The sequence below is a fragment of the Cyclobacterium plantarum genome (assembly GCF_011290685.1).
GTDB lineage: Bacteria > Bacteroidota > Bacteroidia > Cytophagales > Cyclobacteriaceae > Cyclobacterium > Cyclobacterium plantarum.
On the sequence record NZ_JAANYN010000001.1, the window covers coordinates 1 to 25269 of the forward strand.

Here is a 25269-nt window from a genome sequence, read left to right on the forward strand (position 1 = left end):
TCATTAATTTTCAATCAACCATTGGTTTACCCTTTGGTTAAAATCATCCAGATTTTCCCAATGAAAGGCATGCCCACTATTGGGGTAAATGTGCAGTTGGGAATGGGGAATGGCGGCCGCTACTTCTTTGGTCATCCATGTCGGTGTAAAGGCATCTTTTTCCCCACCAACGACTAGGACTGCTTGGTTTATACTGGAAAGTTGTTCCAATACGTCATGGTGGATGCATGCTTCCGCCTGTCCTTCCAGCCCTATCAGGGGCTGAGGATTAGGGTCTAGGGCTGCATTTTCCCTGTCTGCTAACATTCCATTGTAGTTTTCCGGATCATCAAAGGAGCTTTTCGAAAAAATCAACAGCTGCACATAAACGGTAAATTCCTCTGGCCTTAACCTGGCCTTACAATCCACCATATGCCTGAAAATATCTTTTGCCGTGTTATCGCACCTTGCCCATGGGCACATGAGCACCATTGACCTTACCTTATCCGGGTGGCGAATGGCCAGTTGTTGGGCAATAATACTTCCCATAGAGACACCGGCTACCCGTGCCCTGGTTATGCCCAAATGTTGGAGCAGGCCTGCACAATCATCTGCCATTTGGGCAGAACTATAGGGACCAGGTGGTTTATCAGAAGATCCCACCCCCCTATTGTCCACCAGAATGCAGCGGAAGGATTGTTGCCAGTGAGCGACATGTTTTTCCCAAACAGCTCCCGGAGCGGTAATGCCCATGATCAGAAGTAAGGGTTCCCCTTCACCTCTTTCTTCATAATAAAGATTTATTCCATTGCTTTGGATGGTTGGCATGGCTTATTTAAGTTTTGGAATGAGTGATTCGTATACCCATTTGCCATCATGCAGGGTGACAAAATCTGGATCCTCCAGAGCCTCCTGTCCTTCATCTTCACAGATGATCCAACCATCGAACTTTTCGTCTTTGAGCCATTGGGTGATACTGGTAAAATCTACCTTACCATTTCCCATAAGCGTAAATTCCGGATTTCCGTCCCAGTCCTTATAGTGGACATGATTGATAAGGGAGCGGTAAGTTTTCATTTTTTCAAGGGGATCCATTCCCCCATTGATGATATGGCCTACATCCGGACACCAACCGGTTACCTTGGGATCAAGTCCTTCCAGTATCACCTGGTAATCTTCAGCTGTTCTGGTAATAGAACTATGCGGGGAATTTGGATGGAAGCTGCTTACTACTCCCTTATCTGTGGCTCTGGCTGATACGGTATTGACAATATCAATCAGATTTTTTCTCCTTTGGGTAAGGTCGTGCCTTCCTGTAGGGATCTGAACGGTACATAATACAGAACCAGGGAATCTTCCCAGCAATTTTATCGCTTCATCCGCAATTCTTTTTTCCTCATCCGTTTCCTTGCTGCCATTCCAGTCCAGTGCCAGGGCAACTGCCGCCAGATCAATGTTTTCCTCTTTAAGTTTTTTCTCCAACAGATCTGCATCTGCCAGGGGCCCCATCCAGGTAAAGATGGGCTGAATGCCTTTAAATCCGGCTTTGGAGATGACCTCTATCATGTGACCCAATTGGCCTTTATAGGTTTCCCCGTTGTTACTCATAAACCAGGTGTATACTTCTGCACCAAAGCGAAAGGGTAAATTATCCATGAAATGTTTTTAAGTTTTGTTTTGAATTTTTTTAGAAAATGAATGGATCAAAGACCGTGTTTTGCGCCCATTTCTCTAATGAATTTGTATCCGTTTTCGGCCATTTCCCAGGGTTGGGAAAATTCCCTCCAAACCCCGATGGAATTGGCAAAATCAGGGTCATTTCGGGTAAAACCTTCGATGGTCAGCCATCCTTTGAAGTTAATTTCTGCCAGTGTGGCGAAGGTGTCATCCCAGGGGATATGCCCGGAACCTGGGGTGCCCCTGTCGTTTTCGCTGATATGGACATGGCCCAGGTATGGGGATACTTTTCTAAGGGCATCTCCCAGCTTTTTTTCTTCGATATTGGCATGATGGGTATCAAACATGGCCTTCACATTGGGGTGAGATACTTTTTTGACCAGGTGGAGGAGTTGGTCCATGGTGTTACACAGGTAACATTCGAACCGGTTCAGGGCTTCCGGGGTAAGGGTAATGCCTGCCTGGCCGGCATAATCCCCTGCCTGATTCAAAACTTCTGCACTCCAGTTATATTCGTCTTCCGTAGGCGATCTTTGGGCAAAAGTGGAAAAGGCCGAGTGAAAAGGACCGCAAATAACTTTGGCTCCCAAATCATGGGATCGGTCAATGGTCCACTTGATTTTGTCCAATGCCTTTGCCCTGATTTTGGCATCGGGGTCGATGGGGTTTTCATCAGGACCCAAAACAAACACAGTGGTGGTTTCCAGACCGGTTTTTGCAGTAAATGCACCTATCTCCTGGTAGGCCTTGTCATCCGGAGAGCCTACAAAGAATTCCACACCGTCATATCCGATGGTTTTTAAACGTTCGATGATGGGTTTTAAATCGTCCGAAACCACGGCAGACCATGCCAGGACGTTAAATCCTATTTTATTCATTTTTTATTAATTGTGGGTTTAAACTGATTGTCAAATCCAGATATTTATTCAAAATCTGTTACTTTCATCCCTTTTCGGAAATTATCAAAACCAAACATGGTAGGTTGGTAGTTACCTACTATCTCCACCACCGCTTCTTCGGGAATCAAAGGTTCCATATCCAGACCCCAATAGGCGGCATTGATGATCAATCGGCGCAAATCCTCGCTCATTAAGTCTACCGAAGCCCCCATGGTGCTCGCAAAGACCCTTCCTTTTTTACCGCCTTCTAAGTTATAGGATTTGGTCCAGGCAACCGGCATCAGGGATTTTTCCCAGTTAATAGGGGCATCAGGATTCATTCCGGAAGTGGAGGCACCGTGTATGAGTACGGTGGCATCATCTCCGAGATGGGTAACTGTATAGACATCAGAGGCAGCCCAGATATCAGTAACTCCGTTCAAAATCGGGTTTTTGTTCGCAACCTGAAGCCCGTCCATCATGGCCCGGGTACCCTCTTTGCCGTGGTTACCATGGTGGGCCACCCAGGTTTCCCCCAGGATTTTCCTGCCAAAACCTTTTTCCCAGCCAGGCACCTTACTCTGCCAATGGTATTTGGCATAAGGGCTTTGGCTATCCTTGCTGTAATTAAAAGCATGAGTAGAAGTCCGCAAGGCGATCAATGGCTTGCCGGCCCTGAGGTAATCATCAAAATATTTCATTTGCTCGTCCGGCAATTCTCTGAAACGAAGAAGAATGATGGCCAGATCGGCATCTTCAAGGGCTTCCATACCAGGGATATTGCTGTTGTGGTTAGGTACCACCTCCTGGTTTTCAGGGTTAATGGGGAACAATACCGTAGTTGAAAATCCATGGTGGGTCGATAGGATCTTGGCCAGCATGGGAAGGCCCTCTTCGGATCTGTATTCATCATCTCCACTGATAAGGACTATTTTTTTGCCTTTTCCGGGGCCATCTTGTCCTTCAAAATGCAACATTAATTTTTCTTCCTGGGCTTCGGCCAGTGTATAGCTCAAAGCAAAAACGAAGACAAGTAGCAGGTTGGGTAAAGTCCTTAATTTGGAACAATAATAGGGTGTTGTCATAGGGGATTTTTTTTATTCGAATTGAATTTAAGCAAATTGTTTTGAACTATCCTTAAGGAATGGTTGCCGATGTTACAAAAAATGGATAAAAGGGGCAAACCGGTATCCATAACCCGGTTCAACCCCTTCTATTAACAAATGTTATGCTTATCCCGATCAGTAACCGGGATTTTGACTTAGTTTATCATTGTTTCTAATTTCTGCGGTGGGAATGGGGAATAAGAGTTCCCTTTCTTTGAGTGTGGGTCCATAGGAAAACTCATGGCCAACATAGTCTTCAAACTCCCGGGTATTGACATTAAATGCCTTCCTCAACCTAACCATATCGTACCATGTTTTATTTTCAAAACAAAGTTCCACCCATTTCTCCCTCCAGACGGCTTCTCTGAAATCCTGCTGACTTAAGTTTTCCAGGTCAGGAAGATTGGCCCTTCTTCTGATCAGATTTACTGCCTCATAAGCTTCCTCTGTAGGGCCGTTCACCTCATTGACAGCTTCGGCATAGTTGAGAAGTATTTCTGCATACCTGTAAACAGGCCAGTTCATACCACTGCTGGTAGTACTGAGCTGGGCTACTTCGTCAAAATGTTTCCATATATAGTAGTCTCCCAATTCCATGGTGGTGCTTCTATCGGATTCCAGGCTGTACTCTGTATAGAAAAATTCCTTTTCCTCCGCTCTTTTGTCCCCTGGTTCAAAGGACTCCACAAATTCCTGGTTAGCGAAAATACCACCTGTTTCTGCGCTGTAGGCAGAGATTCCTCTGTTGTAGGGGATGATGGAGACCTGCCAGGATGAAGGAACCGTAAAGGCGGCATATTGGATCATGAAAATATGTTCCCCAAGGTTTTTGTCTTCCACAGAATGGAGTTGTTCGTAGGAGTCAAACAATTCAAAAACACCCGATTGGATGACATCATTTGCTTTTTCGGCTGCAAGTTGATAATACTGGCTGCCTCCCTGTAGGGGGTAGCCGGCCATAGTCAGGTAAACATCGGACATGAGTGATTTCACGGCTCCCATGGATACCCTTCCACTTGCATCTCTCCAGGGAAGTCCTGAGTTCTCAGCTACCTCAAGGTCTGCCACAATCTGATTGTAAACCGCCTCGGTGGATGCAGGGTCCGGATACAGCTCCGGGCTTGTCAAATCAATCGAGGAAGTGATCAAGGGAATATTTCCGAATATCCTTATCAGGTTAAAATAGTAAAAGGCCCTGAAAAAGCGTGCTTCCCCCAGTAAGCGGGTTTGTGCCGTATTGTCCATTTCTATTTCAGGTATTTTTTCAATGGCCAGGTTGGCATTGGCAATACCCCTGTAAGAACTGGTCCAGTAGGTTTGTCCATATCCGTTATCTGAATTGTTGATCAGGTTCCGGACAAAAAGACTGTTTTGGGCCTGACCCAACTCTGTATTGGCCAGACCGGTAGCAAATTCCAGCATCATCCAGGGGCCACCACCAAAACCACTTGACATGACAGGCTGTAAGCTTTCATATATGGAATTTACCACACTGGTGGCGTGTTCGGGCCTGGTAAAATAGTTTTCCAGGGTGAAGTTGGACTTGTCTGTTTCTTCCAGAAATTCATTACATCCCCAGGCAGTGGTCATCAGTAATCCGATGACCAACACACGGCTTAATTTTATGATATGTTTTTTCATGTTGTTCATTTTTTCTAAGATTTACTGATTAAAGGGCAATGTTTACTCCCAGCATAAAAACCCTTGGCTTGGGGTACGCATATAAATCTACCCCCTGGTCAAATGGAGATCCTGAGGTGGACACTTCAGGGTCATACCCCTGGAATTTGGTGTTCAGGAAGAAGTTCTGAACAGAAACAAAGGCCCTCAATCGATTCAATTTGATCCTTTGGATCAGTCCGGGCTCGAAAGTATAAGCAAATAGTAAATTTCGTCCTCTCAAAAATGAGCCTTCCTGTGCCCTGTCCGAATCATTAAAGGTATTGTACCCGGCCGTTAAGGGCCTCAGTTGGGCAATATTGGTGTTTTGGTTGTCCGGGGTCCAGGCATTCAATACGGTACGGAAACTATTGGCGATGCCCTGCCTGTCTTCGGCCGAATGCTTGCTTCTCCACAGTACATTGTTTCCATACATAAATTGAAGGTCGACCATCAGCTCGAAGTTCTTGTATTGGAAAGTATTCATCAAGGTTCCGAATCCTTTGGGAATACCCTGTCCGATGATGACCCGGTCGTTGTCATTGATGGCACCGTCACCGTTTACATCTTCATATTTGATGTCTCCGGGTAGTTTCAGGTATTGGGCGGCCAGATCTGCCTCATCCGTATCCCAGGTTCCCAGGTGGACAAAGCCAAAGAAAGAACCTACAGGCTCACCTTCCCTGATAATGGTAGACCCGGAAAAGATATCTGCTCCACCGGTCAGTTCCAACACCTTGTTTCGGTTGATGGAAATATTGAAGTGGGTATCCCATTTGAAGTCTTTATTGACCATGTTTACAGAGTTCAATGCAAATTCAACTCCTTTGTTTTCCATGCTGCCTATATTTCGGGTCACCTGGGTGTAGCCACTACTGGAAGGGACTGGTGCATTGAGCAACATGTCTTCCGTGAGTTTTCTATAGAGATCAAGTTCAAATGTCAACCGGTTATTGAATAAACCCAATTCCAGGCCCACATCCGTCTGGAAGGTTTTTTCCCACCTCAGATCGGGGTTGGCCAGCCTGTTGATGCCCAATCCTATAGACCTTGAATTGTTGAAAATAACCGTATAATTACCCATGCCGGCCAAAGCCTGGTAGGCAGCAATTTCAGAGTTGCCGGTTACACCATAACTGGCCCTTAATTTTAAATTGGAAACGGTTCGGCTATCCTTAAGAAAGTCCTCCTCAGATACCCTCCACGCCAGTGCGGCCGAAGGGAAAACGGCATATCGGTTGGCTTCACCAAATTTTGAGGAGCCGTCAATTCTTCCGGTAAATGTAAGCAGGTATTTTTCTTTCAGGTTGTAGTTGAATCGTCCAAAATAGGAATTCAAGCCATATGCGGATGTTCCGGAAAGGGTTTGAAATACATTGGCACCTGCACCCAGGTTGTTGAATTTAAAATAATCGTCCTGAAAATTCTGGGACCTTGCCGTACTGTTAAACCTATCGACATGCTGCCAGGACAAACCCAGTAATGCATTGATAGACTGGTTTTCGTCAATGGCTTTGTTATAGGTCAGGTAATTCTCAAATTGCCAGGAGTTTAGCCTGTCATTCATGACTGAGGCATCTCCCCCCTGGTTTCTGGCGATATAATTCAACATCCGTCCGCCATAATAATCTACCCTTTGGTTGATAATATTGGTGGCCAGAACGGAGCGCAATTCCAATCCTTCAGCCAGGCTAAAGTTGGCATATAAATTTCCTAACATGGTCTGGGTATTGACCATATACACCCGGTCTTCCACCACATGAAGTGGGTTGTTGCCACCTTCCATGCCTGGATAATCTTCATTGCCTGCCCAGCTGCCATCGGCATACTTCACCGGGATGATGGGAAGGGCTTCCAGCACTTGCCGCATGGCAATGATTCCCCCGGCTCCCAAGGGATCTACCTGACTTTCTTTCTGGTCCGTATAGCTTAAAGTTCCACCTATTTTAACCCAATCCTTGATCTGGCTGTCGAATACAAATCTGCCTGCATATCTTTTAAGGTAAGAGCCCCGCATCAAACCCTCTTCATTTCTATGATTCACATAGATACCGTAGGAGTCCTTTTCGTTACCTCCTGTCAATCCCAATTGGTAATTTTGGGTTACCGCCTGGCGAAATGATTCGTCCTGCCAATCAGTATCATGAAGTGGGTTTCCATTGGCATCAAATAACAAGGGGTTGGTCCTTTTAAGTTGGGGGTCCCGATAAATTCCGTTTGCCCAACCGTTTGGATCGTATTTTTGGGCATTTTGGTAGGCAATATCTTCTACCATTAAAAACTCTTCTGAATTTAACAAAGGGATCTTTTTAGGTAATACGCCTACACTGACATCCGTATCAAATGTGATCATTCCCCCGGAGTTACTACCCCTTTTTGTAGTGACCAAAATCACGCCATTGGCGCCTCTTGCACCATAAATCGCAGTGGCAGAGGCATCTTTTAAGACTTCTACCGAAGCGATGTCATTTGGGTTGATGTAATCTATCGGTGTGCTTCCATTGGCCAAACCTGCCGCATGTATAATCACCCCATCGATCACATACAAGGGGTCATTGGCAATACTAACCGATGTATTTCCCCGGATTCTGATATTGGCCCTTCCTCCTGGCCGGCCGGAGTTTACGGTAACATTTACGCCCTGAATCCTACCCGACAGGGCTTGGTTCAATGAAGCAGAAGGCCTTTCCTGCAAGGCTTCGCTGCTTACAGAACCCACAGCTCCGGTAAGGTCTGATTTTTTCTGGGTACCATACCCGACCACCACTACTTCCGAAAGGTCGGAAAAGGACGAGTTGAGCAGGATTTCCAAATTGTTCATCCCCTCCTGAATGGTAACTTCTTTAGTTTCATAGCCTATGAAGCTGGTTACTAAGATTTCACCATTGGATACTTCCAAACTAAATTCACCATCAATATCCGTTACCGTCCCTCTGGTGGTACCCTTGACCAATACCGATACACCGGGTATAAGTTCCTGATCTTCTTGTGATTTGACTACTCCGGAGATCGTCCTGTCTCCTTGAGCCATTGTCTGCCCGCTGAGAATTAGCAGGGACAGACCAAATACAGCCAAGCTGTATTTGATTTTTTTTAGGAAAACTTTTTGCATAATTTTAAGGTTTATTGATTAATTAATTAAATAAGTAAAAGATTATATGATTTAAATATTTCTCATATAATTAAGATAAATTACACAATTAATTTAAAATATTCTATCCTGTACTATCCTGCTTATAGAGATATTGTGTCGACATCACCCACTTAATGCGATGGATATTTTATTAAAGGGAAATAAAGCTGATTAATTTTAATTTTCAGCGTATAGGTGGAATCCTGTCCAAGAGTTGACTGAAACTGATACCTGCTTCAGAATAGGTATCAATTATTTGTTATATTTGATCCTTGCTTTCCTAAAAATTATCAAATAGAATATAATGGTCTGTAAAAAAAGTATCTTCCCCTGCTTGATGATTCTGGGATGTTTGGGTTCCTTTTTTGGCTGTTCATCTACTGCGTATCAGGCAAAGGAGGAAGTATACCTTTTTTCCTATTTTACCGGCAATGGGGAGGACGGTCTTCACCTGGCCTATTCCGTCGATGGCTACCATTTTAAGGCATTGGAAGAGGGAGAGCCGATACTTACACCTACTGCAGGAGGCGATAAACTGATGCGGGATCCATGTATCATCCAAGACGAAGACGGACGCTTTCATATGGTTTGGACAGTAAGTTGGAATGAAAAAGGTTTGGGATATGCTTTTTCAGATGATTTGGTAAACTGGTCAGCGCAGGAATTTATACCAGTAATGGAGCATGAGGAAGGTGCCAGAAATACCTGGGCTCCTGAGGTGTTTTATGATAAGGATGAAGAGATTTTCATCATTTACTGGTCCACGACCATCCGGGGGCTTTATCCTGAAACACAATCTCAGGAAGATGATGGGTATAATCACAGGCAATACTATGTTACCACCAAAGATTTCAAGGAATTTTCCGACACCAAATTATTTTATGAGCCTGGTTTTAATGTAATTGATGGAACTATTCAGAAAATCGCAGGTGAATACCTGCTTTTTGTGAAGGATGAGACCAAAGAGCCACCCCGGAAAAATATCCGGATTGCCAGGGCTGAAAAACCGGATGGGCCCTATGGAGCTGCAGGTTCGCCCATTACCGGTTCTTATTGGGCAGAGGGACCCACAGTTGCCAAAGTTGGGGATTACTGGGTGGTCTATTTTGATAAATATATGGAAAAAAAGATGGGTGCGGTTATGTCTTCAGACCTTCAAAACTGGACGGATATATCTGATCGAATCAGCTTTCCCCCAGATAGCCGGCATGGAACGATTTTTAAAGTTGAGAAGCGGTTTTTTGATCAATTACCCTTCGAAAGGTAAGCTTACATGGCCTGCCTGTTCTTTCAGGTCAAAACCCAGCAGTAATTCGGTGCCTCTTTAGAGCCATTTCAGTCCTTTATATAGCCTAAGCTAGTCGTGGCTATGCGCGTATTTTGTGCCTTGGCCTGTCTAAAAATCCACTTTCACTCTTCCCTTCATTCGAGCTTTAACAACAGACCAGGTGAAAAGGCAGTTTTCATTGATGAAGAATGGGTGAAAAGGTGATTTTTTCAGCATTAAAACCCGCTTAAATAGAATAATGCTGGATACAGGCAAAACTTTGCGTACTTGCCAAAAAAATATCCACCGGACAGGTCTTAACCTATCAGTTAGGAAAGCATTGTAAATGAAAGTGTTGCTTTGAAATGCTCTCCTAAGAAGAAATTAATATCGGGGTTTGAGATGAATAAATGGCTTTTTCTTTGCTGAGAAAGATTTTATTTCTCATTTTTGCATTCAAATGCGCACGTGGCGAAATTGGTAGACGCACTGTCTTCAGGTGGCAGCGCCTTCGGGTGTGAAGGTTCGAATCCTTTCGTGCGCACATTTTATTTTTTCGACCATTTTTTTCTCAATAGTCGGATAAAGTTTTCATTTTTTTCCAAAACCGGAAATTTATCTCCAAGCAGGTATCCATATGGCTGTAGTTCCGGTATTCTATCAAAAGTTATTTTTAGTATTCCTATCAAAGGAATAAATAGAATCATTCCGGAAATGCCCCAGATACCCCCCCCGATTAAAATGGCCAATACCACCGCCAATACATTAACCTTTACTTTTGAACCCACCACCAATGGCGTTATCAGGTTGTTTTCCAACAATTGTATGCCCCAAAGTACGACTAAGGTTAAAATGGGTAAAAGGAATGAATCTGAGGTTAGAAAAACATAAAATATCACAAGTATTGAACTGATGATTACTCCTATATAAGGTATAAGGTTCATGATGGCAATAAATAGCGCAAAGAGCAGGTAATATTTGATGCCAATGAAGTGAAAATATATGCCTGCCATGACGGCCACGAGGAAAGTGACTTTCACCATTCCGATCAGGTAGGCATGAATAACTTGTCCTGAATCAGATACCCATTTAAGGATGGCCTCGTTTTGCCTGGAGGAAGCCTTCAGCAGAAACTCGATAAAAAAATCTTTGTAGTAGAGTAATAGAAACACGAATAAGGGAATAATCCCGATCAGGGTAAGTGATTTTCCGGTACTGAAAATGGTATTGTTCAGGTTGCCCAGGGGCAGCCAATCCAGAGAAGGTGTTTTTTCCGAATCATTAAAAACAGTGATGCCCAAATTGGTTTCAATTTGTTGCCAAAAATCCATCAATTTTTCGTTCAATTTTGTTCCGATTTCAGGTATATCAGCAATCAAAAGGATCATTTGATTGATCAGCAGGTAGAAGATGGCGGCACCGATAATACTGACCAGAACAAGGCTGCTGGCAATGGCCAGTCCTCTTGGGAATCTATTGTTTTCCAGCCAATTGCTGATAGGGTATAGGGCAAAAGCGAAAAAAACTCCCCAGATCAGCGGTACCAGGATAAAAGCCCCAACCTGCATTAGCCAAAGAAAAAGGGCAATCGAAAGAAAGCTATAAGCGATTAACTGTATAGGGTGGAGCCGATAGGGTGTCATACAATGTCCAGGATTAATAAAGGTAAAATACAGCTATACGAAAAGGGATTAAAATTCATTTAGTAATTAAGTTGGCATGCCTGAATTTCACTATTTTAATAACAATTTCATAAAAATTTGCGTATTATTAGCGTTTGATGTAATATTGTACTATCAAAGAAGCAGAAAATCACCATCCTGGGGATTTCCGTATTGTCTGTATACCTTTTTATACCAATCAAGATACATACCATTTCATCATTTACACAGTCTAGAATTACATTCACACGTTTTTTATGTATAACATAGAAGAATTAAGAATCAGACTATTGTCTGAACTAAAAGAGATAGCCGAGGAGTTGGGGGTTAAGAATTTTAAATCTTTAAAAAAGGAGGATTTGGTTTATGCCATTTTGGACCAACAGGCCATCACACCGGAAAAGTCTCTTCCTAAAAAGAAACCTTCCAAAGTAGAAGCGGAGGTAGGAGATCAGGAAGGGTCTGGAGAGAAAACCGAAAGTTCTGCTTCTATGGAGGAAAAGCCCAAATTTAAGCGGCAAAATGTGACCGAACTACCTAAAGAAGATTCCAAAGTAGAAAAAGAGAAGGAGGAAAAACCTGCCGAAAAATCTCCCAAACCCCTTCCAAGAAAGAACGAAGGCCAGGATAAGAAGCCAAAAAACAAACAAAGTAACAAGAAGGCCGAGGAGAATAAAAAGCAAGATGATAACAGGAAGGTTGAAGAAAGCGGAAACAAGGCCTCTAATAAGGGTGAGGATGAAAAAGGAAGGAGTTTCAGGCCGAGGCGCAGGGCGGTGGTAGATTTGGATGAAATCAAATCAGGAAACGAAGCGCATACTTCCCCCTCCAACGAACCCGATTTTTCTAAAAAAAGGAATGCCAGCAGAGATTCAGATGAGCAGCCTAATCAGGAGCAGCAATATACACCCAAAAGGAAGCCATCTGTTACCATAAAGGATTTTGACGGGATAATAGAAAATTCCGGAGTGCTTGAGATCATGTCGGATGGTTATGGATTTTTAAGGTCTTTGGACTATAACTACCTGGCCTCTCCTGATGATATTTATGTTTCGCCTTCCCAAATCAAACTTTTTGGGCTTAAAACAGGAGACAATATCCAGGGCCAGATCCGACCACCCAAAGAAGGTGAAAAATACTTTGCCCTCTTGAAAGTAGGTACTGTAAATGGCAAGACCACGGATGAGATCAGGGACAGGATCCCTTTCGAATACCTCACACCATTATTTCCAGAAGAAAGGTTTAGCCTGACTACCAAAGCTGATAATTATTCCACCAGAATTGTTGATCTGTTTGCCCCAATAGGAAAAGGGCAAAGAGGGATGATAGTAGCTCAACCTAAGACCGGTAAAACCGTGTTGTTGCAAAAAATAGCCAATGCCATTGCCGAAAACCACCCGGAAGTACACCTCATGATCCTACTAATCGATGAGCGGCCCGAGGAGGTAACGGATATGGCCCGGTCGGTTAAAGCTGAAGTGATATCTTCTACTTTTGATGAGCAAGCCGAAAGGCATGTAAAGGTAGCGGCTTTGGTTTTGGAAAAAGCAAAAAGAATGGTAGAGTGTGGGCACGATGTGGTCATTTTGCTGGACTCCATTACCCGTTTGGCCAGAGCCTACAATACAGTGGTACCTTCTTCAGGTAAAATATTATCAGGGGGGGTGGATGCCAACGCACTGCACAAACCAAAGCGTTTCTTTGGCGCAGCAAGGAATGTAGAAAACGGAGGCTCTCTTACTATCATTGCCACCGCCCTTGTAGAAACCGGGTCAAAAATGGATGAAGTAATTTTTGAAGAATTCAAGGGCACAGGAAACATGGAGCTATCCCTGGACAGAAAGTTATCCAACAGGAGGATATATCCTGCTATCGATGTTCCAGGATCTGGTACCAGAAGAGAGGACTTGCTCATGGACAAAGAGGAAATGCAGCGGATTTGGATCCTACGGAAAATTATGTCTGACATGACTTCTCAGGAAGCCATGGAGTTCTTACTGCAAAGAATGAAAGGAACCAGAGACAATGCTGAATTTTTGATCAGTATGAATGGATAGTAATATCTCCTCAATCTAGAATAAAAAAACCCGGGAAACCGGGTTTTTTTATTTTTTGATAGCAAAAAAATATATTTGAAATACAAAATAGTGAATATCAAAAATTTTTTTTACCTTCATTTTCACCCTTCCTGCCGGAGTAATCCACTGATTGGACGATTAATTTCCTTAGGCTGTAGTTAACCTGATAATTTTATGCTGTTAACTTAATAAGACAGCAATGACAGCCATTTTTGATTCAGTATTTCAATTTTCCTCCGAGCGTGTTTCGGTACTTTTCTTATTGATGTTCTTCATCAATGTGCATTTCCTTTCCGGACAGGATTTCACCAGTAGTAAAGATGGTGCCTGGAAGGATAATCAGACCTGGACAAACAATACCAATTGTGGGCAGTATGACAACATCAGTCAGGGCCAGCCGCCAATTTCTAAGAATTGGGGTTGCGTGGTAAATGTGGTTATTGGTCATGATGTGGTATACAATGGCAATGCATCTGGGTTCGGAAGCGGGATGTTTTCTGGTATCAGGATTACTGCAGGTGGAAGTTTGTTGTTTGAAGGCGACCTGACCATTAATGGTGGTGGGTCCTTGCCTATAATTGAATTGGAAGAAGGGGCGGAATTAAGGGTAAATGGTAGTTTTGATATTAACCGGGGAGTTGAAATCATTGTCCCCAAAAACGCCAGATTAATAGTAGACAGGTTGATCGTTGGCGATAACCAACCCAAGATTACCATCGCTGAAGGGGGGACTTTGATAGTGAAGGATGAGACCATATTAAAAAGCAAAGCCACCTTGAATCTGGAAGGTGATTTTGAAACAAATGACCTTACTTTTACCTCCGGAGGCACCATTAATGCCTCATCAAACTCCGGAAAATTTAATGTCAGCGGGGATTTATTGATCCAAAACGGGACATTGAACATGCTCGGAAGTAGCAGGATACAGGTAAATGGCACAAGTTCTACAGGACAAAGTGGGCAAATAAACTTTAAAAATACGGCTTCAGGATTGTTTTCGGGTGACGTGAGCATGACCAATGGTGGGGGTATTTCTGCCGAAAATAATTCCGGATTTACCTTTGAGGAAAACCTAACCATGAGTGGTGGGGCTACAATTGAACTCAGCAACTTTGCCAGCGGTATCATCCAAAATGATGTGATCATGACCAACGGCACCATCAATGTTTCAAATAACACGGATATTTCCGTAGGCGGAAAGCTTAATGCCTCAAACGGAGCAAGGATTAACGGAAAAAATAATGGATCCATTTACTTATGTGATTATCCCAATTCGACCAAGGCTAATTCCTCTCATGTAAATTTGAAAAACAATTCCTTTTACGGGCAGGGATGCTTTGCCTTACCTGTAGTCTGGAAATCATTTGAACTTTTTTTGGCAGAAGATGAAATCATCAAGTTGGAGTGGAAAACCTCAAAGGAAGAAGCAAACAGTCATTATGAAATCGAAAGATCGCTTGGGGGAATTGATTCATTTGAAAAAATCGGTGAAGTCACAGCAGCTGGCTGGACCAATGCTGAAACCCGGTATACTTTCGAGGACAACCAGCAAATCTTGTTTTCCGGGATGGTTTATTACAGGATTAGGCAGGTTGATTTTAATGGAAATTCCACTGTCAGTGATGTAGTAGGCAGCAGGGTACATAGAGAGACTGCTGAGAAAATTGAATGGTCGGCTTATCCAAACCCATCTGATGGGACATCCTTAAAGGTTAAACTGTTAAGCGGTTCAGTTTCAGGCACAGTGAAGGCCAGATTTCTGCAAACCACAAGCGAGGCTACTTTTGAGGGTGAAGTAGGGATGGAGTTGGATCAATGGTTACAAAGTAGAATCAGGGAGGCAGTAAAAGGAGTTTGTGTACTGGAATTGGCCTTTGAAGAAGAAGTTTATCGTATCAAGGTCGTCAGGTTGTAAGCTTCAGCATTTCTAGCAAAAAGCATTGATTGACAGGCAATTTCAGGATTTTTGGTGTACGTTCAATGATAAGCTTCCGATCAAAATAAAACTTAATTCAATTTTAAATATATAAAAACGTAATTTAATTAAATAAAAATGTATTTAATATCATGATTTCGTTGCAAAAGCTGGAAATATCACTTACTTTCGTGGGTTACGTAATGCATAAAATTGTATTTCAAACAACCCGCTCTGTTGATATTCATGCCCGGTTACCTCGCCACTCTTTTGCTCTTGCTGTGTCTTGCATTGCCCCTCAAGCGATCCAACGCTCAGGTATATGAATATACCCCTTTGGCTGTAGACTGTTCTGGTACCTGGGAGGATGGGAATTGTTGGAACAAAACACTGCTAGATGTGCCGGCAAATTGTACTGAAAACGGGGACTGGCCTCCCTTTGCTCCTTCAGGATGTGAGGTACATGTTATCATCAACCATAATTTGGCAATTGATGGAGATGTCGAATTGGGAGGTACTCTTACTTCATTGCAGTTGGGGGCAGATGCTGAACTCACCATTGATGGCAATTTGACCATTGAAGGTCAAGAAATCATCGATTTTCTTTTAGAAGGAAATTCCGAGATGCGTGTTTCTGAGGCCTTAATTATTTCGCAGGGAGGAACAAATGACCCAACAGTTCTTAATTTAGGAGGTGACGGCTCGGGGATGCTGACAGTGGCCACCATCGTAATTGAAAACAGGGCTGTTCTGAATGTTTTGGAGGGAGGGGCAATTACCAGTGAGGGGCCAACTGAATACTCAGGGAATTCCTCTGTGATCAATGCGGCTGGTTTTTTCCGAACCGAAAGTTTATTGGTAACTGGGGGAAGGTTGCATCAATTCAATACGTTTGGAAATTCACAGGTATATATTGACAACGACATAGATATCAGGGGAGATACCAAGATCAGCATAGGAGGTACAAGTGAAGTATATGTGGGGAGAGATGTACTGGTGGATGGCAGTGCCACCATTATTGCAGATGATAATTCCAAAATATATGTTTGTGGAGAATTTCCTACTCCAACCGAGGGCGGAAAAGCCCAGGAAATTGATGAAGGCAAATTCTTTCCTTGCAGTGTTCTACCCGTATCCTTGCTGGATCAGCAAGTTGAATATTATGCAGCTCAAAGGAAGGCCAAACTAAGCTGGAGCACGGCAAGTGAAGAGGATTTCAGGCATTTTATCATAGAAAGGGCTGTTGGTAGCCCTGACTTTTTTAATTCCCTCGATAGGATACCTGGAGAGGGTGGTACCACTGAAATACGCAAATATGAATTTTGGGATGAACAGCTACCGCTTTTTGAAACCAGGATTTATTACCGCCTGCTGCAGGTAGGGCAAAGTGGGGATACTGAATTTATTGGAGAGGTATTGGCCCTGGATATTCCCGGCACGGGTAAGGAAAATTTGACATGGAGAATTTATCCCAACCCCAACAGGGGAGGGGAGGGTAGAATATCCATTTTGAATCAGGAAAAATACAGTGGTGAACCCATTGAAATGATCCTTTTCGGTCCCTTCGGAGAGGTGGTCTCCTTTAAAAACAGAAATCTGGAAAGCCTTAACCTCGAGTTGTCAGCCAGTTTCAATTCCTTAGCTCCCGGACTGTATTTTATACATTTAAGATGGGGAAGTGAAAGTCAAATCCTTAAAGTCCTTAAGAAGTAAACTTTCTTTACCGGAAGGGGATATTTGAATTTTTTTGAATTTGTGGTAAATTCATGTTCTGGATATTTTTCAATTTACCAAGACCTTACATGGAACCACTGGAAGTACTGAAAAATTTTTATGGTTATCATTCATTCAGAGGTAACCAGGAAGCTATCATTCAATCTGTGCTGGAAAAGAAAGACTGCATTGCACTGATGCCTACCGGGGCTGGCAAATCCGTATGCTTTCAGATTCCCGCCATGATTTTTCCCGGACTGACATTGGTGCTTTCGCCTTTGATCGCCTTGATGAAGGACCAGGTAGACGCCATGAATCAATTGGGAATTCCCGCGGCTTTTTTGAATTCTACCCAGGATATCAGTGAGCAAAGGTTTATTTCGGAGCAGGTTTTTAAGGGGCAGATTAAGCTTTTGTATGTGGCACCGGAAAAACTTTATGGCGGTGCATATCCCCTGGTGGAGATGCTTAAAAAAATCGAATTGTCACTGGTAGCCGTGGATGAAGCCCACTGCGTATCCCAATGGGGGCATGATTTCAGGCCGGAATACCTGCGCTTAGGGGAAATAAGAAAATCTTTTCCGGAAACTACTTTTTTGGCGCTCACGGCGACCGCTGATAAGGATACCAGAAAGGACATTGCCAAAAGGTTGTTTCTGAATCAGCCCCAGTGGTTTATTTCATCCTTTGACAGGCCAAACATTACCTACAGGGTTTCCTTGCGGTCGGATGCCTTTGGCAAACTGGTAGATTTCCTCCGCATACATCCCAATGATTCCGGTATTGTTTATTGTTTGTCCCGAAAATCAGTAGAAGACACGGCAGACAAGCTCAATGCGAATGGCTTTTCAGCTCTTCCCTACCACGCAGGCTTGGAGAGGGCCACCAGACAGGAAAATCAGGAAAAATTCATCAAAGATGAGGTGAAGATAATTGTCGCCACCATTGCCTTTGGAATGGGGATAGACAAATCCAATGTCCGTTTTGTGGTACATACCAATATGCCCCAGAATATCGAAAGTTATTATCAGGAAACGGGCCGTGCAGGAAGGGATGGCCTCCCCAGTGAAGCCTTGCTTTTTTATAGTTTTGGAGACAGCATTACCCTGGGGCGAATGATTTCAAATTCGGACAATCTGGATTATGTAAGGAACATGAAATCCAAATTGGATACCATGGTTCGTTTTTGTCAAACCAAAAAGTGCCGCAGGAAATTTTTACTGCAATACTTTGGAGAGGACTATCCCGAAGATTGTGGCAATTGTGATATTTGCTTTCAAAAAGGAAGCAAAGTAGATGTGACTACCTATGCCCAAATGCTGCTTTCCGCAGTGGTTCGATTAGAACAAAAGTTTGGCTTGGGACATGTCATCATGGTATTGCGGGGCTCACAATCTACCAAAGTAACTGAGAAACAAAAGGAGCTTTCTGTATACGGGATCGGCAAAGACAAACCTGCGGATTTTTGGAAAATGCTAGGCCACCAATTGGTCACCGAGGGGTACCTGATTCAGGAGGATCCCCTAAGGCCTGTTTTAAGTCTGTCACCTCAGGCCTGGGAAAAGCTAAAAAAGAAGCAAAAATTCCTGTTGTCTATGGACGGGGATGATTTCTTCCAGGGTATTCAGAAGACTGAAATAGATGAAACATTGCTTGCTGCCCTGAAGTCTCTCAGATCAAGTCTGGCCAGAAAGCAGGATGTGCCCCCCTATATTATTTTTTCAGATGCCACTTTGGTGGAAATGACCCGCTATTATCCGGAATCCGATTATGAATTGATAAAAATCAGTGGGGTGGGTCAACAAAAACTGGAAAAATATGGGGATTCTTTTTTACAGGTGATTCGGAATCACATGAGTGAAAACGGGATAGTGAAGGAAAAGAAGCCAATCGTAAAGAAGCCTTTAAATAAAGGTACCTCATCGTCTGTATTGGAAACCCTGGAATATTTTAAAGAAGGTCTTTCTGTATCTCAGATTGCTCAAAAAAGAGGCTTTGCCATAAGCACTGTGGAAGGACATATTATTGATCTGGCAGCTTCCGGTAAGATAAAAGTAACTGCTTTGTTGACGGATAGAGTTATTGAAGAAATAAAATCTGCAAGAGAATCCCTTCAGGTAGAAAAGCTTAAACCTTTAAAAGAACATTTTGGCGAGAAATACAGCTATTTTCAACTCAGGTTAGCTTTGATCCATCCAGTTGCTTCAGAATAAAGCGTAAAAAACCAGGTTCCAACTAATTGCAATCCGTAAGGAAGCTATTATTCTTAGACGGGTTTATTGGGACCAGAACGCTGGGAGAATCCCTTTTAATATAGGCTGATAAACCCTTTCCTACTTTAAAGCCAGCCAATGAGGGTACCTGATGACCGTTTGTCCTGCTCTTTAGGGAATCATAGAACGAATCCGGGATAATAGATATCGTATCTGATTGTCAATTAATCATTTAGCGTAAAATGTAAAAAAAATACCCCGAACGGGGTATTTTTTTTAGTTGGTGCATCACCTACCTTTGTTATGGGTGATTAAGCAACTTTTTAAGCTTTAATTTTGCAAAGTTCTAAAAGGGCAATTTTATTTCTATTTTTTGGCCCTTTTTTATTTTAACCATGCGAGGCTGATTTCATCAGGAGTTTTCATTCTGTCTGCCAGACGGGAATAGCGGGCAGATAATCCAGCCAAATATTCTTGCGCTTTAGCGGCAACATCATTTAAACCCGTTGCCGTCTCCACCTGCCACAGTTTCACCAAATGGTCAATGATTCGGGCATAATCCCAACCGGTATAAATCCCCACTTTTTGGGTAATGGCAGAAAACTGGTCAAAGATGGTAGGGTTTTTACCTCCTTCTCCCATTAATACCGCTGGCATAACAATTTGTTTCCGCATCATTTTCTCAAAAGCCAACATGGCACCACTGGGATCTATCTTGAATATTTCAGACATGAAACTTTTGTATGCCTTTTCATGCCTGGCTTCATCCCCGGCAATTTGTTTGCATATTTTACCTAATACGGTGTCTCCTGCCTTATCGGCCAGCTTACCGGTGTTGACATGTGAAATCTTGGTCGCCCTTTCCTGAAAAGACGTATAAATGATCGCCTGGTAGGGATCTTTCTCCGATCTGGGATCAAACCCGTTGTAAATTAATCGATGAATGGTTTGCTCTACCTTCCTCATATCAGCCCTTCCGGAGAGGTACAGGTATTTATTTAACAGGTCACCATGTCGGTTTTCCTCTGCAGTCCAGGCTTTGGTCCATTTTACCCAACCCCTTTCACTGGTCAGAGATCCTTCATCATTTACCCCAGCCAACATATTGAAATAAGTTTGGTAGCTGGGCAATGCCTCTTCTGTGATCATGTTACCCACTAATGAGGTGATGAGGGTGTCTGGAATACCTGCAGCCCGTTCACGCAGCAACCGAACCTGATCCAATGCATCTGGCTGAGACATGTCCGGAAGAAAATCAGTTGGCTGCCAGCAATCATCAGGATCCATAAGGGTAGTTCCTACTGTTTCCGTCACAAAGTCATCTATTTGGTTGATGACTTCAGCATTCTTTTCCAATTCGTAATTGATATTTTCTGACTTATTCATAAACTATGCTCTCGCTTTGTGATGCCCATATGTTTGTTATCACCAAACACTACATCTTTCTGCAAATTAACTACAATGTCCTTAAAATTTAAAATAATAATTTTTTATCAGGACACCTAACATCCTATACTCCTATAACGAATGCATTGAAATATTCATTCAATATTATAATAAAATTCGAAAATTCTCTCAATAAGATAATTTGTATGCCACTACTTTGTTCTTAAAGAAAGTCGGAACCAGGACGATATCCTCACCTGGAATAAACCCGATGTCAGCTGTATTTGACTCCTCCTCTGTGGTATCAAGTATTTTGGTAGCGGTTCCATCCTGGATAAGAAAGACCTCCCCTCCCCATTTGCTGGCTATGAAGGTGCTTTCATCAAGGACTATTAATCCATCACCACCAGTAACTTCAGCATTAATGATCTGAAAACTGCCGTCCGGTTCATATTGTTTCAATCCTTCGGCATCCAAGCCATACAGGGTATTTCCATTTCCCACACGGAGTCCATTGATGCTATTTTGTTCTTCAGCAAATGTATGAATGGCCCCATCTTCCAGGTAATGGATCTTATTGGTCCTCATGTCTGAAAAATACACCTTTTCTCCATCGGTTGCTGCATCGTTCAGAAAAACAGCCCCGTCGATCTCGTAGGTATTGCTGGTTTCACCGGTGGCCAGTTCAATTTCAAGCAAGCGATCGATATCGGTGACATACAAATAATCTCCTTTGACAGCCATTCCTTTTGGCGCGTTTAGTCCGCTTACCCAGTCTCGTTCCAGGATTTCTCCTTCCGTATTGAGTTTTGAAATAGAACCAACCCCATCTTTCTCGTCAGGCCCACCTTCTATATTGGCCACATAAATCTGTCCATCGCTTTCCTCATAATGAACAGACTCATTGGTTGTCAGGTCAGGGCTGGTTTCCCACAGCAGGTCCAAACCTGGACTGGTGGAGCTGGAAAGTTCTTCTTCGACCATTTCATTTTCACTTTCCTTATCGGAATTGGCAGGTCCGCAACTCCAAAAAATTGAAAGTATCAGGGATAGCGTCCATATTGTAATCGTTGAGGGTGTTTTTGAAGACTTCATGGTTGTAGTTTTTAGATTCAATATCAAATTTCGCTATTTTTTTTGTGGAATGCGTAATTTTCACCAGAAAATGAGTTTTTAGTACGGTAGTTATGATCCGAAAGATCATTATATTTGGTTCTTGATTTATTTAATTCACAACTACTAACGACAAAAATTACAGAAAATGAAACATTTTACGGTTATTTTACTACTTGGTTTTGCTTTTTTGGCGATTTCTTGTGGAAATGGTACAGAAGAATCCATGGATTATTCTCAGCTTTCAGAAGAAGAATTAATGGAAATAGCGACAGATTTAGCAAAAAATACGATCATGGTAGATGGTCATGTGGATTTACCCTACAGAATGAAAGTTGGGGGCTTTACCTTGCAGCGGGAGATATTAAACGTTGCGGAAAGGACTGAAGGAGGTAATTTTGATTTTCCCAGATCCAAAGAAGGGGGGCTTGATGCACCTTTCATGTCCATCTATATCCCTTCCCGATATCAGGAAATGGGAGGGGCAAAAGCCCTGGCGGATTCCCTTATTTTAATGACAGAGAGACTGACTACTACCTGGCCTGATAAATTCGGCCTGGCATACGGACCCGATGAAATCGAGGAGAATTTTGAAGCTGGTAAGATATCCCTGCCTATGGGAATGGAAAATGGGGCTCCCATCGAGGATAATCTTGATAACATAAGGTACTTTTATGAAAGGGGTATCAGGTACATCACCTTAACCCACGGAAAGGATAATTTAATTGGTGACTCTTCTTATGACACGACCTATACCCACGGAGGTCTGAGCGAATTTGGCGTGGAGGTAGTAAAAGAAATGAACCGGGTAGGTATCATGGTTGATATTTCACACGTTTCGGACGATACGTTTTATGATGTAATGGAAGTTAGCCAGGTGCCGGTAATTGCTTCCCATTCTTCGGCCAGGCATTTTACCCCTGGTTTTGAAAGGAATATGGGAGATGAAATGATCAAAAAACTTGCTGAGAATGATGGAGTTATTATGATCAATTTTGGAGGTAGTTTTATCGATCAGGATTTTCGGGAGGGAAATGACGCTGCCAGGGAGCATATCATCAACTGGTTGGCAGAGAATGAACTTAGCAGGAATGATCCTGAAGCACAGGAATACATATCGGCTTATGTAGCAGAAAACAATCCTTTTCCCTCTGTTCAAAGGGTTGCGGACCATTTTGACCATATCGTAGGCCTGGTGGGTATCGATCACCTGGGTTTCGGCTCGGATTTTGACGGTGTGGGTGATACCCTCCCTACAGGTTTGAAAGATGTATCCATGTATCCCAATCTAATAGCCGAACTGCTGAAAAGGGGATACAGCAAGGAAGATATTGAGAAGTTTTGCTATAAAAATGTATTCAGGGTTTGGAAGGCCGTGGAGGATTTTGCCAAAGCATCTGCCTGATTTGGGGTATTTTTCCTTTCACTTTCACAACTGCATTGGTATTTTGGCCATACACACAAAAAGCCAACGGAAAATAATTTCTGTTGGCTTTTTGTGATGAATAGGTATCATTTAACGACGATTAAGCCCTTGTCATGACATTGAATAAACGCAATTGTTCTTTCATCGCTGCGATCCGGTCTTCCGGAGAAGTCCGCGCTTCCAGTAAAATCCAACCCTTATAATTCATTTCTGTAAATAGCTTCATTAGCTCCTGGTAAGGATAGTCACCTTCATTGAGTTCACGGATATGGACTGTATCTCCAAACCATTTTTTGACGGAGTTAAAGTTTGCCTCAAGTCCCGGTGGCAACAAATCCTGGTCATTACAGTTCCAGCAAACTTTTACGCTATCCTCGGTTACCTGATCAAAGATCGCCTTCATGTTGGGCAGCTGCTGGGTAAGTTTTCCGTGTACTTCCACCCGAACCAGTTGGCCCAGGTCGCTTGCATATTTGCCTACTTCGTTAAAGGAGGCAGCGATCTGCGCAATGGTTTTTTCTTTTGGAACTCCTTCTGGCAGACCATTTGGTTTTACCTTTATTCCGGTGGAACCAATATCCTTGCATAACTTAAGGTATTCCTTGGTACCTTCTATATTTTGGCGAACCTCTGCCTGATCGGTATAGTGGTAGACAAAATTCGAACCATAGCCCAGACAGGTAACAGGGCTATCGGCAAATCGCTTTTTTACCTCCCTGCGTTGCCTGGCAGAAAGGCTGGTCTCTACCCCATGGGCATGTTCGGTACGCAGTTCGACTCCCAGCAGGCCGGTTTCTTCACAATTAGCTATTAGTTCGGGCAATTCCCAGTCCTTGCCCCACTGGTAGGTGACCAGACCGAGCTGCATATTGGAATTTTGGGCAAAAGCGGAAGAAAGGGCTGGGTTCCATAAAGCAAGTCCCAATCCGGCGGCCATGCTTTTTTGGAGAAAACCTCTTCTAGATTGATGGTTATCCATAATGGTATGTTTAATTGGGGCTGATTTATTGTTTGGCGTACTCATCAGCCAATTCATTGATTTCCGCATCGGAAAGATCTGCTGAGGCCACCACAAACCTGTATTTGAATGTAGCTGTTTCCCCATTTTCGAGACTAAAATTCAACTCATTTTCGCCACCAGACAAAGCTTTTTGCCCAAGAGTGTTTGCTGAGAAAAGTCCATAATCTCTGGCATGCCAATAAGTAGGATAGCCGGCATTGTCTGGGTGATCTATGATTACCAGGGAAACGGGCTCCCCTTTGATTTCACTGGAAAGTTTCATCCAGCGCCCTCTGGTTCCCCATACATCTCCACCTTCTATGCCTTCCGAACTCCTGTAATCTCCCTTCACATAAGTATTGTCCATTTTCTCCACACGGGTTTTTACGCCATGAGAATCTACCAACTCGGTGGGTTTGTCTGTGGGTAGTTCCAATTCACGACTTACCCGGATGGCAAACATTCCTTCTTTGTTGTCTGTAAAATCCACCTCCTCAACGGCCGCAGTCAATTTAGTGGTACGGTCAATAATGCGCATGTCTTCCGTTGCGCTAAATTTAAAGGAAGTTTCTTCTTCCAATAAGGTAGTATTGTCCGGTCCCTTCCAGAGAGAATTGGTTTCCAGCACAGCTTTACCATTTCCTCCTTTGGCTTTTTCAACGGATTGATGAAAGATTGTTCCATATCCATCTTTTCTTTCAGCAGGAATGGCTTCAGAATTATTCCAAAAGTCTAGACCGTTCACATCACCGTAATTGAGCCAAATACCCACATGATGGGGATGGTCGGTTCGGTCTCCTTCCTTATTGATTAAAGGGTAGCTTCGGGTAACCATGTTTCCTCCCGGAGACATGACCGGCCACAATACAGGTTTCATGATATTATCGGGGTATATATAGGAAGTAAAATGCTCCCCACCTACCATGACATCCACTTTCTTCTCGGCCTCATTTACCTGTAATTCGATTTTTTCTTTGCTTTTTTTCTGAGCAAAAAGTAAGGTGCTGCTACTCATTACCATGATCAATATGATTGCGCTATATTTCATCTGCTTATAATTTGTTT

The 25269-nt window shown here is 43.1% G+C and carries 17 protein-coding genes and 1 tRNA gene; 7 read left to right on the forward strand and 11 right to left on the reverse strand.

The window, feature by feature from the left end; all coding sequences use genetic code 11:
• Positions 1 to 3 precede the first annotated feature (3 nt).
• The 6 genes from G9Q97_RS00005 to G9Q97_RS00030 all read right to left on the reverse strand — a co-directional run bounded on the left by G9Q97_RS00005 (position 4) and on the right by G9Q97_RS00030 (position 8411).
• Entirely contained in the window at positions 4 to 807 is an 804-nt protein-coding gene (locus G9Q97_RS00005; protein ID WP_166141909.1) for an alpha/beta fold hydrolase, read from the reverse strand.
• A gap of 3 nt (positions 808 to 810) precedes the next feature.
• Entirely contained in the window at positions 811 to 1635 is an 825-nt protein-coding gene (locus tag G9Q97_RS00010) for a sugar phosphate isomerase/epimerase family protein (protein WP_246255298.1), read from the reverse strand.
• A gap of 47 nt (positions 1636 to 1682) precedes the next feature.
• Positions 1683 to 2534: a sugar phosphate isomerase/epimerase family protein gene (locus tag G9Q97_RS00015; protein ID WP_166141911.1), complete on the reverse strand. Its 852-nt coding sequence runs from the start codon at positions 2532 to 2534 to the stop codon at positions 1683 to 1685.
• Between the two features lie 44 nt (positions 2535 to 2578).
• Positions 2579 to 3619, reverse strand: coding sequence for a ThuA domain-containing protein (locus tag G9Q97_RS00020; protein WP_166141913.1), 1041 nt, complete (start codon positions 3617 to 3619; stop codon positions 2579 to 2581).
• Positions 3620 to 3775: 156 nt separating this feature from the next.
• Positions 3776 to 5281 carry a RagB/SusD family nutrient uptake outer membrane protein gene (locus G9Q97_RS00025; RefSeq protein WP_166141915.1) on the reverse strand — a complete coding sequence of 502 codons (1506 nt, stop codon included), beginning with the start codon at positions 5279 to 5281 and terminating at the stop codon, positions 3776 to 3778.
• A 28-nt stretch (positions 5282 to 5309) separates the two neighbouring features.
• Complete coding sequence (locus G9Q97_RS00030) at positions 5310 to 8411, reverse strand: SusC/RagA family TonB-linked outer membrane protein (RefSeq protein WP_166141918.1); 3102 nt, start codon at positions 8409 to 8411, stop codon at positions 5310 to 5312.
• Positions 8412 to 8736: 325 nt separating this feature from the next.
• Here G9Q97_RS00030 and G9Q97_RS00035 point away from each other — a divergent pair, with 325 nt between their 5' ends.
• Together G9Q97_RS00035 and G9Q97_RS00040 are read left to right on the forward strand one after the other, a co-directional pair.
• Positions 8737 to 9699, forward strand: a complete 963-nt coding sequence (locus tag G9Q97_RS00035; RefSeq protein ID WP_166141920.1) for a glycoside hydrolase family 43 protein — start codon at positions 8737 to 8739, stop codon at positions 9697 to 9699.
• A gap of 462 nt (positions 9700 to 10161) precedes the next feature.
• Positions 10162 to 10243 (forward strand) — tRNA-Leu (locus G9Q97_RS00040).
• A gap of 4 nt (positions 10244 to 10247) precedes the next feature.
• Here G9Q97_RS00040 and G9Q97_RS00045 read toward each other — a convergent pair.
• The gene (locus tag G9Q97_RS00045) at positions 10248 to 11342 is read right to left on the reverse strand and encodes an AI-2E family transporter (RefSeq protein ID WP_166141922.1); all 1095 of its coding nucleotides are present in this window, start codon (positions 11340 to 11342) and stop codon (positions 10248 to 10250) included.
• Positions 11343 to 11617: 275 nt separating this feature from the next.
• Between G9Q97_RS00045 and rho the strand changes: the two genes are divergently transcribed.
• The 4 genes from rho to recQ all read left to right on the forward strand — a co-directional run bounded on the left by rho (position 11618) and on the right by recQ (position 19279).
• A complete protein-coding gene (gene rho / locus G9Q97_RS00050) occupies positions 11618 to 13417 on the forward strand; it encodes a transcription termination factor Rho (RefSeq protein ID WP_166141924.1) in 1800 nt (599 codons plus the stop codon).
• A gap of 220 nt (positions 13418 to 13637) precedes the next feature.
• Entirely contained in the window at positions 13638 to 15353 is a 1716-nt protein-coding gene (locus G9Q97_RS00055) for a fibronectin type III domain-containing protein (protein ID WP_166141926.1), read from the forward strand.
• A gap of 246 nt (positions 15354 to 15599) precedes the next feature.
• The gene (locus tag G9Q97_RS00060; protein WP_166141928.1) at positions 15600 to 17066 is read left to right on the forward strand and encodes a T9SS type A sorting domain-containing protein; all 1467 of its coding nucleotides are present in this window, start codon (positions 15600 to 15602) and stop codon (positions 17064 to 17066) included.
• Between the two features lie 53 nt (positions 17067 to 17119).
• Complete coding sequence (recQ, locus tag G9Q97_RS00065) at positions 17120 to 19279, forward strand: DNA helicase RecQ (protein ID WP_246255300.1); 2160 nt, start codon at positions 17120 to 17122, stop codon at positions 19277 to 19279.
• Positions 19280 to 19663: 384 nt separating this feature from the next.
• On the opposite strand, the gene G9Q97_RS00070 is transcribed toward recQ, so the two are convergent.
• Both G9Q97_RS00070 and G9Q97_RS00075 read right to left on the reverse strand, forming a co-directional pair.
• The gene (locus tag G9Q97_RS00070) at positions 19664 to 20665 is read right to left on the reverse strand and encodes an acyl-ACP desaturase (protein ID WP_166141932.1); all 1002 of its coding nucleotides are present in this window, start codon (positions 20663 to 20665) and stop codon (positions 19664 to 19666) included.
• A gap of 189 nt (positions 20666 to 20854) precedes the next feature.
• Complete coding sequence (locus tag G9Q97_RS00075) at positions 20855 to 21760, reverse strand: YncE family protein (RefSeq protein ID WP_166141934.1); 906 nt, start codon at positions 21758 to 21760, stop codon at positions 20855 to 20857.
• Positions 21761 to 21926: 166 nt separating this feature from the next.
• Between G9Q97_RS00075 and G9Q97_RS00080 the strand changes: the two genes are divergently transcribed.
• A complete protein-coding gene (locus G9Q97_RS00080; protein ID WP_166141936.1) occupies positions 21927 to 23183 on the forward strand; it encodes a dipeptidase in 1257 nt (418 codons plus the stop codon).
• A gap of 121 nt (positions 23184 to 23304) precedes the next feature.
• Here the strand turns inward: G9Q97_RS00080 and G9Q97_RS00085 are convergent, their stop codons facing one another.
• Both G9Q97_RS00085 and G9Q97_RS00090 read right to left on the reverse strand, forming a co-directional pair.
• Positions 23305 to 24183, reverse strand: a complete 879-nt coding sequence (locus G9Q97_RS00085) for a sugar phosphate isomerase/epimerase family protein (RefSeq protein ID WP_166141938.1) — start codon at positions 24181 to 24183, stop codon at positions 23305 to 23307.
• Positions 24184 to 24208: 25 nt separating this feature from the next.
• Positions 24209 to 25252, reverse strand: a complete 1044-nt coding sequence (locus G9Q97_RS00090; RefSeq protein ID WP_166141940.1) for a DUF6807 domain-containing protein — start codon at positions 25250 to 25252, stop codon at positions 24209 to 24211.
• Positions 25253 to 25269: the final 17 nt, after the last annotated feature.

What these genes read in the sequence shown, in the direction of transcription:
- G9Q97_RS00005 (WP_166141909.1), bottom strand. Translation starts at nt 807, where the DNA reads ATGCCAACCATCCAAAGCAATGGAATAAATCTTTATTATGAAGAAAGA.
- G9Q97_RS00010 (WP_246255298.1), bottom strand. Translation starts at nt 1,635, where the DNA reads ATGGATAATTTACCCTTTCGCTTTGGTGCAGAAGTATACACCTGGTTT.
- G9Q97_RS00015 (WP_166141911.1), bottom strand. Translation starts at nt 2,534, where the DNA reads ATGAATAAAATAGGATTTAACGTCCTGGCATGGTCTGCCGTGGTTTCG.
- G9Q97_RS00020 (WP_166141913.1), bottom strand. Translation starts at nt 3,619, where the DNA reads ATGACAACACCCTATTATTGTTCCAAATTAAGGACTTTACCCAACCTG.
- G9Q97_RS00025 (WP_166141915.1), bottom strand. Translation starts at nt 5,281, where the DNA reads ATGAAAAAACATATCATAAAATTAAGCCGTGTGTTGGTCATCGGATTA.
- G9Q97_RS00030 (WP_166141918.1), bottom strand. Translation starts at nt 8,411, where the DNA reads ATGCAAAAAGTTTTCCTAAAAAAAATCAAATACAGCTTGGCTGTATTT.
- G9Q97_RS00035 (WP_166141920.1), top strand. Translation starts at nt 8,737, where the DNA reads ATGGTCTGTAAAAAAAGTATCTTCCCCTGCTTGATGATTCTGGGATGT.
- G9Q97_RS00045 (WP_166141922.1), bottom strand. Translation starts at nt 11,342, where the DNA reads ATGACACCCTATCGGCTCCACCCTATACAGTTAATCGCTTATAGCTTT.
- rho (WP_166141924.1), top strand. Translation starts at nt 11,618, where the DNA reads ATGTATAACATAGAAGAATTAAGAATCAGACTATTGTCTGAACTAAAA.
- G9Q97_RS00055 (WP_166141926.1), top strand. Translation starts at nt 13,638, where the DNA reads ATGACAGCCATTTTTGATTCAGTATTTCAATTTTCCTCCGAGCGTGTT.
- G9Q97_RS00060 (WP_166141928.1), top strand. Translation starts at nt 15,600, where the DNA reads ATGCCCGGTTACCTCGCCACTCTTTTGCTCTTGCTGTGTCTTGCATTG.
- recQ (WP_246255300.1), top strand. Translation starts at nt 17,120, where the DNA reads ATGTTCTGGATATTTTTCAATTTACCAAGACCTTACATGGAACCACTG.
- G9Q97_RS00070 (WP_166141932.1), bottom strand. Translation starts at nt 20,665, where the DNA reads ATGAATAAGTCAGAAAATATCAATTACGAATTGGAAAAGAATGCTGAA.
- G9Q97_RS00075 (WP_166141934.1), bottom strand. Translation starts at nt 21,760, where the DNA reads ATGAAGTCTTCAAAAACACCCTCAACGATTACAATATGGACGCTATCC.
- G9Q97_RS00080 (WP_166141936.1), top strand. Translation starts at nt 21,927, where the DNA reads ATGAAACATTTTACGGTTATTTTACTACTTGGTTTTGCTTTTTTGGCG.
- G9Q97_RS00085 (WP_166141938.1), bottom strand. Translation starts at nt 24,183, where the DNA reads ATGGATAACCATCAATCTAGAAGAGGTTTTCTCCAAAAAAGCATGGCC.
- G9Q97_RS00090 (WP_166141940.1), bottom strand. Translation starts at nt 25,252, where the DNA reads ATGAAATATAGCGCAATCATATTGATCATGGTAATGAGTAGCAGCACC.